The 13,171-nt window shown below is 72.1% G+C and carries 14 protein-coding genes; 1 reads left to right on the top strand and 13 read right to left on the bottom strand.

What is annotated here, in order from left to right; translation table 11 throughout:
* Positions 1–56: 56 nt before the first annotated feature.
* Positions 57–1,400 (bottom strand): glycosyltransferase family 4 protein, encoded by a 1,344-nt coding sequence (locus tag N5875_RS27210; RefSeq protein ID WP_338496729.1) that lies wholly within the window; start codon positions 1,398–1,400, stop codon positions 57–59.
* A 227-nt stretch (positions 1,401–1,627) separates the two neighbouring features.
* On the opposite strand from N5875_RS27210, the gene N5875_RS27205 reads away from it, so the two are divergent.
* Positions 1,628–2,257: a TetR family transcriptional regulator gene (locus N5875_RS27205; protein WP_318210965.1), complete on the top strand. Its 630-nt coding sequence runs from the start codon at positions 1,628–1,630 to the stop codon at positions 2,255–2,257.
* 189 nt (positions 2,258–2,446) lie between these two features.
* On the opposite strand, the gene N5875_RS27200 is transcribed toward N5875_RS27205, so the two are convergent.
* The 12 genes from N5875_RS27200 to traB form a co-directional block, all read right to left on the bottom strand.
* A complete protein-coding gene (locus tag N5875_RS27200; protein WP_318210966.1) occupies positions 2,447–2,971 on the bottom strand; it encodes a hypothetical protein in 525 nt (174 codons plus the stop codon).
* Between the two features lie 116 nt (positions 2,972–3,087).
* The gene (locus N5875_RS27195; protein ID WP_318210967.1) at positions 3,088–3,645 is read right to left on the bottom strand and encodes a hypothetical protein; all 558 of its coding nucleotides are present in this window, start codon (positions 3,643–3,645) and stop codon (positions 3,088–3,090) included.
* A 137-nt stretch (positions 3,646–3,782) separates the two neighbouring features.
* On the bottom strand, positions 3,783–4,016 hold the full coding sequence (locus N5875_RS27190; RefSeq protein WP_338496726.1) for a ferredoxin: 234 nt from the start codon (positions 4,014–4,016) through the stop codon (positions 3,783–3,785).
* On the bottom strand, positions 4,016–5,479 hold the full coding sequence (locus N5875_RS27185; RefSeq protein WP_318210969.1) for an aldehyde dehydrogenase: 1,464 nt from the start codon (positions 5,477–5,479) through the stop codon (positions 4,016–4,018). The genes N5875_RS27190 and N5875_RS27185 overlap by 1 nt, the downstream gene beginning before the upstream one ends.
* 131 nt (positions 5,480–5,610) lie before the next feature.
* Positions 5,611–6,876 (bottom strand): site-specific integrase, encoded by a 1,266-nt coding sequence (locus tag N5875_RS27180; RefSeq protein WP_338496723.1) that lies wholly within the window; start codon positions 6,874–6,876, stop codon positions 5,611–5,613.
* 78 nt (positions 6,877–6,954) lie between these two features.
* A complete protein-coding gene (locus N5875_RS27175) occupies positions 6,955–7,182 on the bottom strand; it encodes a helix-turn-helix domain-containing protein (protein WP_338496721.1) in 228 nt (75 codons plus the stop codon).
* Between the two features lie 184 nt (positions 7,183–7,366).
* Entirely contained in the window at positions 7,367–8,560 is a 1,194-nt protein-coding gene (locus N5875_RS27170) for a DUF3631 domain-containing protein (protein ID WP_338496719.1), read from the bottom strand.
* Entirely contained in the window at positions 8,557–8,730 is a 174-nt protein-coding gene (locus N5875_RS27165) for a hypothetical protein (protein ID WP_338496718.1), read from the bottom strand. Before N5875_RS27165 ends, N5875_RS27170 begins: the two co-directional genes overlap by 4 nt.
* A 167-nt stretch (positions 8,731–8,897) precedes the next feature.
* Complete coding sequence (locus N5875_RS27160; RefSeq protein ID WP_338496717.1) at positions 8,898–9,827, bottom strand: bifunctional DNA primase/polymerase; 930 nt, start codon at positions 9,825–9,827, stop codon at positions 8,898–8,900.
* Positions 9,828–10,003: 176 nt separating this feature from the next.
* Positions 10,004–10,423 (bottom strand): RNase adapter RapZ, encoded by a 420-nt coding sequence (locus N5875_RS27155; protein ID WP_338496716.1) that lies wholly within the window; start codon positions 10,421–10,423, stop codon positions 10,004–10,006.
* An 11-nt stretch (positions 10,424–10,434) separates the two neighbouring features.
* A complete protein-coding gene (locus tag N5875_RS27150) occupies positions 10,435–10,935 on the bottom strand; it encodes a hypothetical protein (protein WP_338496715.1) in 501 nt (166 codons plus the stop codon).
* Between the two features lie 169 nt (positions 10,936–11,104).
* A complete protein-coding gene (traB, locus tag N5875_RS27145) occupies positions 11,105–13,156 on the bottom strand; it encodes a plasmid transfer protein TraB (protein ID WP_338496713.1) in 2,052 nt (683 codons plus the stop codon).
* Positions 13,157–13,171: the final 15 nt, after the last annotated feature.

The following is a 13,171-nucleotide window of genomic DNA, read 5'->3' as shown; positions in this document are numbered from 1 at the left end:
GGAACGGGTGGGCACAACCCCACCACCGGGCCGCACCCGGCAACGAAGGCGAGGGGTCACCGGCGGGCCCCGGCTCCTTGACGGGCCACGGCTTCGCGGTACAGCTCGGCGGTGCCCCGCGCAGCGCGGGCCCAAGTGAACCGCGACAGCACCCGCTCGCGCCCCGCCGCACCCAGCCGCGCCCGAAGCGCAGAGTCGCCCAGCACCCGCCCCAGCGCCGCGGCCAGCGCCCCCGCGTCGCCCGGCGGCACGGCGAGGCAGGTCTCGCCGTCAGCCCCCGCGACCTCGGGGATCGCGCCGCCGGTCGTCGCGACGAGCGCCGTCCCGGTAGCCATGGCCTCGGCGGCGGGCAGCGAGAACCCCTCGTACAGCGACGGCACGCAGGAGACCTGCGCCGATCGCACCAGGTCGACGAGCTCCGCGTCACTGATGCCCTTGACGAACTCGACGGCTCCGGCCAGCCCGTACCGCTCGATGGCCGCGGCGACCGGCCCGTCCTCGGCGCGCTTGCCGACGACGACGAGGTGCGCGTCCGGGTTCTCGGTGCGGAGCTTGGCCAGTGCCTCGATCAGGTGGATGAGGCCCTTGAGCGGGACGTCGGCGCTGGAGGTGGTGACGATCCGGCCGGGGACCTCGGCGACGGCCGGGTCGGGCGACCACAGGTCGGTGTCGGCGCCGATGTGGACGACCCGGATGCGGTCCTCGCGTACGCCGAGGTGGTCGACGATCTCCTGCCGGGACGTGCCGGAGACGGTGAGGACGGACGGCAGCCGGCGGGCGACGCGCTTCTGCATGCGGGTGAAGGCGTACCAGCGGCGGACGGAGGCGCGGCGCTTCCAGTCGGCGGCGGCGTCGAGTTCGAGCTGCCGGTCGACGGTGATGGGGTGGTGGATCGTGGTGACGAGCGGGGCGCCGATCGCGCGCGGGCCGCCGAGGAGCCCGTACCCGAGGGTCTGGTTGTCGTGGACGACGTCGAAGTCGCCGCGGCGGGCGGCGAGCATGCGCCGGGCCCGCAGGGAGAAGGTGAGCGGTTCGGGGAAGCCGCCGGTCCACATGGTGGCGACCTCGAGGCCGTCGATCCAGTCCCGGTACTCGTCGCGCTTCGGGGTGCGGAACGGGTCCGGCGAGCGGTAGAGGTCGAGGCTGGCGAGCTCGGTGAGCGTGAGCCCGGCGAGGTCTGCGCCGTCGACGACCTCGTCGAGTACGGGGTACGGCTGGGAGCCGATGACCTCGACCCTGTGGCCGAGTCGGGCGAGTTCCCGGGAGAGGTGCCGGACGTAGACGCCCTGACCGCCGCAGAAGGGGTTGCCCTTGTACGTGAGGAGAGCGATACGCAACGGTCTGTCACCGGCTGCGGTGACGCCCTGCCGGGGGCTTGCCTCTATGGCCTCAGCGGTCATGCGCGACCCCCTTCGAGCGTGGTTTCGCCGGAGCGTAACCGCTCGCGCTAATCTAGAACAAGTTACAGACTTGATCGTTCTTGATCTTCTGGCCTGCTCTCCTTGATCCTTCAAGGAGGACAGAATCTACCGGCAGGTAGCTCTGTGGTGAGAGCCGGAACAGGTGATTCGCGCCACGGCGCCCGCACCGCCATACTGTCGCTCCCCACCGCACGGAACGGGACCTCATGACCGCAGACATCAGAGCGGACCACAGACCCGCGGCGCCGCCCCTCACGGAGCGCCAGGAGGCACGGCGCCGCCGCATCCTGAACGCCAGCGCCCAGCTCGCGGCGCGGGGCGGCTTCGACGCCGTGCAGATGCGGGAGGTCGCGGAGGCGGCCGGGGTGGCCCTGGGGACGCTGTACCGCTACTTCCCCTCCAAGATCCACCTGCTGGTCGCGACGATGCAGGACCAGCTCCAGCACATGCACACGACCCTGCGGAAGCGGCCGCCGGCGGGCGCCGATCCGGCGGAGCGGGTGGCGGAGACGCTGATGCGGGCCTTCCGCGCGCTGCAGCGCGAGCCGCAGCTCGCCGACGCGATGGTGCGGGCGCTGACCTTCGCGGACCGCGGGGTGAGCCCGGAGGTCGACACGGTCTCGCGGCTGACGACGGCGATCATCCTGGACGCGATGGGGACGGAGCACCCGACCCCGGAGCAGCTCTCGGCGGTCCGGGTGATCGAGCACACCTGGCACTCGGCGCTGATCACCTGGCTGTCGGGGCGCGCCTCGATCGCACAGGTGAAGATCGACATCGAGACGGTCTGCCGGCTGATCGACCTGACGGCGCCGGAGGCGACGGCGCACCGCTGACGGGACGCGCCGCTGACGGGACACGCCGCTGACCGGACGCACCGCTGACCGGACTCGCCCCGCCGACCGGACTCGCCCCGCGCCGGGGCACCGACGGGACGCGCCCGCGCCGGAGCCCTCGACAGCCCGGCGAGACGCGCCCGCGCCCCCGGCGGCTGATGTGCCGGGGGCGCGGGCGGTGTCGGCGGATCAGGACGAAGGCTTGACCTTGTTGGCCTCCGCGATGACCGCCGCGCACTCCGGGCTGCTGTCGACGGCCACGAACATCACCAGCTTCAGCGGGCCGGCGGAGTGGTTGCTGGCCTGGAGCTGCCAGCTGCTCTTCTTCAGGGACTTGATCGTCGAGCCGCCCTGCTCGGTCTTCTGCCCCTCGTTCCAGCCGCCCTTGGTCAGGGCCGCGACCGTGTCCGTGAAGGACTTGGCCGGGTCCGCCGCCTTCTCGGCGTCGGCCGTCCAGCTGACCATGCAGTCCTTGGCCTCGGCCGGAATCTGCTCGCCCGAGGCGTCCTGCGTGAAGCCGGCCCCGGTCGCCGCGGTGGTGAGCTCCGTGGTGACCGCGGCCCCGGTGAGCCGCTCGCCGCCGGAACCGCCGGAGCCGCCCGTCGAGGACGAACCGGCCGAGGACGAGCCGGAGGACGAGCCGCCCTTGTCCGTACCGCCGCCCTCGCTTCCGCAACCGGAGACCAACAGCACCACACCGGCAGCCGCGGCCACCCAATTCGCCTTGCGCACAACACTCCCAAATACGCACGTACGACGGCCTCTTGCCCCCGTTTTCAGGGCACAGTTTTGCACGTGGGAACGGACCGCGTACGCAAGGACGCCTTTCCTCAGCCCTGTTCGGCGTCCTCCCCGAACAGGGTCTTCCGCTCCTGCTCGGTGAACCGGTTCATGCACGCGGTCTCCGTGGCCTGCAGGGAGATCATCTCCATGCCCAGGGACTTCGGCGCGCCGGTGTGCCGGGCGTACATCACCCAGCCCCGCTTCCTGAGCGTGACCTGGAGCATGGTGCCGCCTTTCTCGTCGAGCTTCTCCACCTGGCGCTCGCCCTGCACCCAGCCCTCGGCGACGAGGGCGGTGACCGCCTTCTCGAGGTCGCCCCTCGATCCGTCGACGGGCTGGCCGAAGTGCTGCCACGCGGCGGTGCAGGCGGTGACGCGCTCCTCGAGCCGCTCCCGCTCCGTGGACGGGGTGGGACGCGGCGTGGAATCCGTGGGGGTCGCGCCGCCGACTCCCGGGAGGCCGGACTTCGGCAGCCCCGCCTTCTCGACGGCGGCGACGATCTCGGCTTGCGCCGTCGCACGGCCGAAGGGGGAGGCGGGGGCCGAGGCGGACGCCCCTCCCCCGGCCCCCGTGCCGGTCCCGCATCCCGCCCCGAGGAGCACCACTGCCGTCGCTCCCGCGACCGCCGCCCACCGTCTGCCCCGACCCCGCATGCCTGCCCCGTTCCCTGCGCGTGTGTACATGTGCCGAGGGAGTCTCACACACGCGGTACGCGCAGGTCACGGCAGTTCAGGCGGCCCGGCTACTCCTCCGGCGGGAACACCGGTTCCCCGCCCTCCGCGAGGGTGATCACGATGGCCTCCACCGGGCACCCCTCGGCCGCCGCGAGCAGTGTCTCGCCCGCGTCCGACTCCGGTTCGCGTGCGTGGGACTGGCGGGCGGTGTCGAGGCGGAAGCCGTCCGGGGCGTGGTTCACACACATGCCGGAGCCGATGCAGACGCTCCGGTCGACCTCGACGTGCCAGCGGTCTCCCATCACGCGCCGCCCTCGTAACCGGCCGGCAGGTGGATCATCTTGTGCTCCAGGTACTCGCCGAAGCCCTCGGGGCCGAACTCCCTTCCCAGGCCGGAGTTCTTGTAGCCGCCGAAGGGTCCGAGCATGTCCAGGCTGAAGGTGTTGACGTTGAACGTGCCGGTGCGCACGCCGCGGGCGAAGTCGATGCCGTGCTCCACGTCCCCGGTCCAGACGCTGCCGCTGAGCCCGAAGTCGGAGTCGTTCGCGAGCCGGAGGGCCTCGGCCTCGTCCCCGTACGGCAGGAGGCAGATGACCGGGCCGAAGATCTCCTCGCGGGCGATCCGCATCGAGTTGTCGACGCCGCCGAAGAGCGTCGGCTCGACGTACCAGCCCCGGTCGAGACCGGCCGGACGTCCGCCGCCCGAGAGGACCTTGGCGCCCTCCTCCTGGCCGATGCGGATGTAGTCGAGGGAGCGCTGCTGCTGCCGCTGGGCGACCAGCGGGCCGACCTGGGTGGCCGGATCGAGCGGGTCGCCGACGACGAGCGCGCCGGCCGCCGCGGCGAAGGCCTCGGCGGTCTCCTCGTACCGGGAGCGGGGGACGAGGATCCGGGTCTGCGCGACGCACGCCTGGCCGTTGTTCATCCAGGCGGCCGGGACGATCCCGGCGACGGCGGCCGCGAGGTCGGCGTCGGGCAGGATCACGGCGGCCGACTTCCCGCCGAGTTCGAGGGTGACGCGGGTGAGGTTGCGGGCAGCCACCTCCATGACCCGCTTGCCGGCGGCGACCGAACCGGTGAAGGAGACCTTGTCGACGCCGGGGTGGCCGACGAGGTACTCGCTGACCTCACGGTCGGCGGGCAGGATGCTGAGCACCCCCTCGGGCAGCCCGGCCTCGGTGGCGATGTCGGCGAGGATGTACGAGTCGAGCGGCGCCTCGGGCGAGGGCTTGAGGACCACCGTGCAGCCGGCGAGCAGCGCGGGCCCCAGCTTGGCGGCCGCGGTGAACTGCGGCACGTTCCACGGGATGACGGCCGCGACCACACCCACCGGCTCGCGCCGGACGAGCAGCGGGCCGAGGATGCCGCCGCGCCGCTCCTCGTACGTGAAGTCCCGGGCGACGGTGATCGCCGCGTCCCAGACCATCATCGCGCCGAGCGCCTGGGCGAGGACGGACCAGGAGTACGGGGAGCCGTTCTGCGCGCTGATGGAGCGGGCGATCTCCTCGTGGCGTACGGCGATCGCGTCCTTGATGCGGCTGACGACGGCGATCCGCTCCTCCACCGACATCCGGGGCCAGGGCCCTTCGTCGAAGGCCCGGCGGGCGGCCGCCACGGCCCGGTCGACATCGGCGGCGGAGGCGTGCGGGACGCGCCCGATGACCTCCTCGGTGTGCGGGGAGACGACCTCGATGACGTCCTCGCCGAGCGGGTCGGTCAACTCCCCGCCGATGAACAGCTTTCCGTGCTCCACAAGCTCGGTCATGACCGCCGCCTTCTGGGGAGATGGAATCTTCTGACGATGTCTCAGAACTGATACCAGTTCTAGTTATAGGGAGCAATGCCCCGGACGGAATGGGCCCCCACCAGCCGTTTTGCGGCTGGTGGGGGCCTCCGTCATGCGGCCTGGGCCGTCCCCGGGCCGTCAGACGCTCCGGCGACCCTCCGATACATGTCGTCGACGGCCGTCCGGGTGCGGCTCTCACTGCTCGGCATGAGGTGCGTGTACACCCGCAGCGTGAACCCGGGGTCGACGTGGCCGAGGTAGCCACTCAGTGCCTTGATGTTCTCCCCCGCGTCCAGCAGCACGGAGGCGTAGAAGTGCCGGAGAGCATGCATCCCGTGCTCCCGCGACTCCTGGATCCGCTCCCCCGGCTCGGGCTGGGGAATGACGCCGGCGGCCACCAACGCGGGCTTCCAGGAGGCCGTGTTGAAGTAGTGCCTCCCCACCGCCTTGCCCTCCTCCGTGGTGAAGAGCAGCCTCTTGGTCACCGGCGGCCCGTCAGGGGTCTCCCACGGCAACGTGACCTCCTCCGGCGGGAAGCGCTCCATGTGCGCCGCGAGCGCTCGGCCGACGTGCTCGGGCAGCGGCACATCACGCACCTTGCCCCGCTTCGGCGGCGCGAAGACTGCCCTGCCGCCGATCAACTTCACCTGATAGCCGACGTGCAGCCACCCAGTGAGGAAGCCAACCTCATCGACCGGCAGTCCGAAGATCTCGCCCTGCCTCAACCCACAGCCACCACCGACGTCGGTCATCGCTCGGTAGTGGGCCGGGAGCCCCTCCCGTACGGCGAACACCTGCTCCGCACTCCACGGCCGGACGCGACTGGACGAGAGTGCCGGCGCCTTGACCGAAGCCGCGCGGCAGGGGTTCCGCGAGATGAGCCGGTCGTCGAGGGCGGCCGTAAAGACGGCCGACACGTTGGCGAAGATGACGCGGCGGGAGGAGGCGGCCAACCCCGCGTCTTCCAGCTTCCGCAGCCACTCCCGGATGTGCTCGGGCTGGAAGGCCGCGAGGGGGCGCGATCCGATGTGGGGGTAGGCGTGGAGCCGGATCCTGGACTCCACGCTCGTGCGCGTGGCGATGTCGGTCGTCTGGGCGGCGACCCACCGTCCCGCGTACTGCTGGAAGGTGGTGCGCCCGGCCTTGGGGTCGATGAACTCGCCCCGAGCCATGTCCACCTCGATGCTCTTGAGCCACTGCTCGGCGAGCCGCTTCTGCTTGTCGGGGAAGCTCTTGGACTTCTCGGTTCCGTCCGGGCCGACATACCGGGCCCGGTACCGGAGGCCGGTTCCGTAGCGATCGGTCTTGACGCGCCGAGTCCTACCGTCGTCTCCCTGCTCGTCCTTGAACCAACGGTCTTGGATGTGGCCAGCCATGCGGTAGTGCCTTTCGAGAATGACCGTGGGGCGGGGCCACGGCCCCGCCCCACGGAACGGCTTGATCGGTTGTCGGCCTCAGGCGGCCAGGTCGGCAGCCATACGCTCGCTCGTCCACCGCTGGACGGCGACGGGGTCGTACCGGACGTGCTTGCCAACCCGGAACCCGGGCGGTCCGGTGCGCTTCCGGCGCCACTGGTAGACGGTCTCCAGCGGCACGCCGAACAACTCGGCGATGTCGTCCGGGGTGAGGTAGCGGTCCGGGAGTCCGGCCCGCAGGGTGGTCACAGCGGATGCCACGGTCATCTCCTCTGTCGTCGGCTCGACGCGGCGGGGCTTCCCGCCCCTTCCTGTCAGGTCCGCTACTTCCGCTACCTCCGCTACCGCCCTGGTCAGGGGCATGATCGAGGTAGCGGAGAGGGGTAGCGGTAGCGGACGTGTCCGCTACCGGCCCCGGCCTTGGGGGCGCGGGGCCGGTAGCGGGTAGCGCTTAGGTAGCGGACGGGAAGAGCTCTTCCGCTACCGTTTCCGGGCCGCTGACCTGCGGGGTAGCGGAGGTAGCGGAGGTAGCGGCCCTCAGGAGGGGTGGGGGGCAGTAGCGGGCCCACGCGTCGTGGAGGTCGGCGGCGTAGTAGCCCTTGAGGACGGTCCCGGCGGTCTTGATGTTGCGGGCCTTGACCGGGGTGTTGTCGCTGGTCATGTACTCCCCCAGCATCTTCGCGAGCCCTCGGGAGTCGAGCGGCCGGCCGCTCATGTCGGCCCATGGCGCCTCGTCGAGGGAGCAGAGCCGGTCGAGGACGGCGACGGTGGGCAGCCGGTCGATGCCGACCAGCACGTGGTCACGGAGGTCGGTGAGGAGCCGGATGCCGATCGAGCCCTTGTCGTCGGCGCGGGCCGCGTTGACCAGCTCCACGCACGCGGCGCGGGCACGCTCGGGCCAGTCCCCACCGGCCGCATCGGCGACGGACAGCAGGGGCTCCCAGACGTCGGCGGGGCGGTCGGTGACCCCGTCGGGCATCTCGGGCCAGCGTCCGGCGACGTCCTCGCGGACCTGGTCGGCCCACTGGGCGAGCCGGTCGCGGAGCTGGTTGCCCTCGGATTCGTGCAGGCGGGCCCGGAAGGGTTCGACGTGCTCGTTCCTGGCGCGGCGGCGCATGCGGATGATGACGGAGCGGGTGGTGATGGTGTCGGGCAGGCCGCCGAGTCCGGCGACGGCGACGGCGGTGTAGGAGGGGAACTCCACGACGGTCTGGTTGCCGCCGTCGCCGATGCACCGGTAGGTGACGCCGGAGCGGCGGTGGCCGGCGTTGAGGAAGCCGCGGAGTTCCTCGTTGTCTCCGGCCTTGGGGCCGAAGACGGTGTCGATCTCGTCGAAGAGGATCGTGGGCCGTCCGGCGGGGTCGGAGACCGAGCGGAACAGGGCGGCGGCCCGCGCGTTCACCGCCAGCATCGGCCGCGGTACGAGGGTCTCGACGACCTCCAGGGCGCGGGACTTGCCGGAGCCGGGCTCCGGGGAGAGGAACGCGAGCCGCGGGGTGGAGTCGAAGGCGTCGAGGAGGTGGGAGTGGGCGTCCCACAGGGCGACGGCGACGTAGGCGGCCTCACGGGGGAAGACGTTGAACCGGCGGTGGAAGGCCTCCACCTCGTTGAGCAGGGCGGCGCCGTCGATGGGCTGCTGGGTCATGCGGCTTCCTTCCTTTCGGTCAGGAGCGGGCAGAGGGCCCGGTGGGCGGTGTGGTCGGCGACGAGGGCGAGTACCTGGTGGTGGCCCGTGGCGAACAGGTCGCGTCCGCACTCGCAGCGGGACGTGGCGCTGGGGACGGAGCCGCGGTCAGGCAGGGTGATGTGGAGCATCCCGACGATCCGGGGGCCGGTGGTGGGGTGCGGGTCAGAACCAGAAGGGACGCCTTCGGCGACGACCCTTTGGGCGCCCACGGCTACCGGGGCTACCGGCTGCTCGGCGGCGCTGGACTGGTTCGTGGTCCGGGTGTGGCTCTTTAACAGGGGAGGGGTCGGGTGGTTCATGCGGCCCGCCGCTGCGGGTTGTGGGCGATGGACCAGTTCAGCCCGCTGCGGATCGTCGCCGCACAGGCCTTCGGCGCCAGGCCGGCAGCCTCCCCCGCCTGTTGAAGAGCCTCCTCAACCACGTCCCGGGGAAGATCGCCCCACGCGACGAACCGCCCCAAGGCTCGCGCCGCCGACAGCAGCGTGGAGTTACGCTCGCCCTGCATCGCCCCCGCCACGCTCGCGGTCTCGGCCTCCAGGCCGCGCAGCGCGTACCGCTGGGCACGGACCGCCTGGTCGGCGACCGCCGCACGGGACGGCGCCATCGAGCGGGACAGGGTGAGCAGGCTGTGCAGCCACGCGGGGAGGGGTGCGGGGGCGCGGTCGTCGAGGACCGTGTACGGGCCGGTGGGGGTGAGGCTGCCAGGGGCGACGACGTACCCGCCCCACGCGCGGGTGTCGATCAACTTGGCCAGCTTTCCTGCCGAGTTGGGCATGCGGATACCGGGCGGGGCGGTGAAGTAGAGGTGCGTCCCGCCGCTCGCGGTCCGCGTGCGGTAGGTGGCGGGGACGGGCTGTCCGGCGCGCTCGCAGAGCGCTTCGAAGGTCGTCGCGCCGTCAGGCGCGTCCTGACTGCTGTTGGGCTTGGGCATGTCGAGGTCGACGACGAGCAGCCCGGACGGGCCGGTGGCGATGCCGACGTTGAAGGGGCGGTCCGCCCACGCCCGCCGGATCCGGTCCGGGTCGGTCGTGGCACGGTCCTCCCACTTCCGGTGCCCGCCGGCGCAGTCCCGGATCCGCGGGCACTGCTCCTCACCGTGGAGCGCGGGCCGCTTGGTGCCGGGGCGGAGCGGGAAGACTTGCCAGCCGCGGTCGGCGGCGCTGAGAGCGGCGTCGAGCGTCGACGGGTGCTCGCCGTCTCGCCGGATCGGGGTGGGTTGGGTCATGCTGGAGACCTCCACAGGTCTGTAGAGAGATCGATGGAGAGCAGGGCGGCCCCGGACTTTGGCGAGACGGGGGCCGCCCTTCGTGCTGCTACGCGGCGATCAGGCCGCGCTGCCCGGCTCGACGTCGTTGGCGACGACGGCGGGCGGGGCGGTGGTGGTGACGGGGGTGAGGACGGTCACCGCTGGTCGGTCAGAAGGGGGGTGCGGGCGGGGAGGATCGGGTGGTTGATGTGGCGGTGGTGGGTGTGGACGTAGTCGTCGAGGACGGAGAGGTCGGCGGCGAGGAGTTCGGCGATGGCGACGGAGCGGTGTCGGCCGCCGTAGCAGTGGACGTGGACGTCGATGTGCTGCTCGCCCCGGACGATGCGCTGTTCGATGTCGCGGCGGGCGGTGTCGAGGAGGTTGTGGGCGCCGGGGGTGGCCAGGACGTAGGCGGCGACGTCGGGGTGTCGTCCGGTGAGCTGGGTCAGCGTGGCGCGGACGGCGGGGTCGTCGGGCGGGTTGTGCAGGGCGGTCGTGTCGACGACGACCGGGTCGGGGGCGGCGGGGTTGTCGTCGTGTCCGGTGCCGTAGGAGGTGATCCGGATGTGGGCCATCGGTTGCGCTCCTAGTGGTGGTTGATGGTGCCGTTGGCGCGGCCGAACAGGCCGGTGGCGGTGATGTTCTGCGTGATGTGCGTCGTCGCCCCCGACCCGCCGCCGCCGCTGCCGGTGGCGCGTCGGGCGGTGCGGATGAGGACGGGGACGGCGATGACGGTGGCGACGATGAGGGCGGCGGCGGACCACAGGGCGTGGCTCATGGCGATCAGTCCCGGGGCGGCGTAGGAGAGTCCGATGCTGGCGGCGGCGACGCCGCCACCGACGGTGGGCGCGAGCAGTGCGGTGGTCTTCGCCCATGCCGGGACCGGCCGGGCGGCCGGCACGGGGGCGGGCAAGGCGGGGGCGAGGGCGTAGCCGGTGATGATGCGGCCGTCGGGGAGCTGGATGCTCTGCACGGCCGGGAGCCCGGTTGGCGGGGCGGCGGCGAGCGGGGCGCTCACGGCGGAGTGGTGGAGGGGGACGGGGTAGTGGACGGCGGTGGGCCCGGGGGGCTGCTCGGGGTAGGGCATGGCGAGTCCTCGGGGTACGGCACGGGCCCGTGACGGGTGAGTGTCACGGGCCCGTGGGCGTGGGTGTCAGGGGGTGTCACGCGGGGGTGTCAGGGGCGCGTGACACCCCCGTTTGCCTGAGGGTTTGGGTGTCAGGGGCCCGTGACGGTGTCAGGCGTCACGCGGGGTGTCAGGCGGCGGCCAGGACGGGCACGATCCGCCACCGCCCGCTCTGGTTGGTGGGCTGGAGGCGGCCGTCCATGGCCGCGTCCTTGAGCCGGGCGGAGACCCAGGGTCGGCTGTAGCCGTGGGTGTCGCACCAGTCGGTGAAGTCCTTCGGGCCGACGATCATCCGGCCCTCCTCCTCGAACTCCTCCAGCGCCTGAGCGAGCAGGAGCCGGGCCTCATCCGGGCTCGGCTTACGGCCGGTGTCCGTGCCGAACACGGGCTCGTCGTCGCCCGGTTCGTCGTCGGGGAGGTCGGCCTCGGGGTCGATACCGTGGTCCTCCGGGTCAATGAACGAGTCCTCGAACATGTCGTCCTCCTCCACACCGTCCACCTCCGACGGGCCGGTCTGAGGGGCGGGGGTGCTGTCGAGGGTGTGGCGGCGGCGCTTGGTGTAGGCGTTGCCGACGGTGCCCTCGGCGGCCCGGGTGGTGATCGGGTCCATAGCCGGGCCGTGGGCGGCGGCCCAGTCCGCGAGCTGTTCCATCACGTCCATGGAGCGGGAGGTGAAGCGGCGGGTGCGGCCCGGGGCGGGGTAGCGGTCCTCGGGGATGCCCGGGGAGACGACGTAGCAGTAGCCGGGGCGCCGGTTCCCCCACGCTCCGGGGTGGGCGCCGGAGTCGATGACCGTCTCCGGAAGGGAGAACCCTTCGTCGCGGGGGTCGCAGCCGAACGCGATCACCGACGGGAGGGACGCGCGGGTGCTGGTGCTCATCTGGTCATAGCTCGGGCGCTGGAGCGAGACGACCAGGGAGACGCCGGCCGCACGGGCCTCCTGAGCGATGCCGGTGAACGCGTCGTCCCCGAGCGCGCGCAGCGTGTTGGCGGCCTCCTCGAACCAACCGACCAGGTAGGCCATGCCGGGGCAGCCACACGCCGTGCCATCACTCCGGCAGGAGTGCGCCGGATCGGTCTGCCGCTCGGCGGCTTCGGGGAGCCACTGGCGGTAGCGGTGGGCACCGAGCCAACGGGTCCGGGCGGGGATGACGGCCTGGAGTGCTTCGACCATCGCCTCCGTACCCGCTCCGCCTTCCTCGGCCCAGTCGAACGCGGGCAGGAGGGGGCGGAAGTCCTGGAAGGACTTCGGGTCGGACAGCCACACGTTGACGTCCCGGCGGGAGAGAATCTCCGTGAGGACGTTGAGAGCGCCGTCGCCCTTGCCGGAGCCAGTGCCGCCCGCGATCAGCACGTGCGTGGCGTTGCGGCCCGCCTCCGGGTCACCCGGCAGCCACAGCATGAGCGGCGAGCCGTCGTCGTACCGGCCGATGATCAGCGGGTCGGCGATCGAGCCACCCAGCTGGGACGGTCCGTCGTACTCGACGACCTCGGCGAGCATGTCTTCGGGGACGATGACCAGCTCACCGCGCCGGGCGGAGTCGGCGTTCGGCATGTAGCGCAGGGCCGTGGTCGGCAGGTCCAGGGCTGAGGCGAGCCGCGGGAGGACCTTGGTGACGTCGTCGTTGGTCTGCTCGCCCGGCTCCAGCGCGATAGGGGCGGTGACCCGGTTCGGCTCGACCTTCGCCGCACCGATCGCCGCCCGCGCCAGGCCGACCTTCTCCAGCAGCCCCTTGTCGGAACTGGAGGCCGCGGCGTCGGCGTCGGTGCGGCGCATGACCATGCGCACGTTCCACGACAGGGCGATCACCGGGCCGCCCATCAGGAACAGGTCCCCGAGCGGTCCGGCGGCCGGTCCGGCCAGGCACGCGCCGGTCAGCCACGCCGACCCCGCGGCCACCGTGATCGCGGAGTGCAGGCGCCGCTGCTGGCTGGTGTTCCTGCCGATCCACCATGTCGCACCGGTCAGGGCCACCGAGGCGACCGTGAGGCCGACGCCGGCGGCGGCGCTGTCGGCCCACCGCATGTGGCCCAGCGCCCCGGCCAGGCCGGTGCCCGCGACGCCGAGCCACGGCGGCAGATGCGGCTTGGCCCGGTGCAGCAGGTAGCCGCCGATGCTCCCGCTCTCCGAACCGCCCCGTGGGTGGTCGTCGAGGACGTATTCCGTGTGCTTGCGTGCCATGGCCGTTCTCCCTTC

The sequence above is a fragment of the Streptomyces sp. SJL17-4 genome, from assembly GCF_036826855.1.
Lineage (GTDB): Bacteria > Actinomycetota > Actinomycetes > Streptomycetales > Streptomycetaceae > Streptomyces.
Note: the sequence above shows the minus strand (reverse complement) of the source record. Positions and strands in the feature narration are given on the sequence as shown.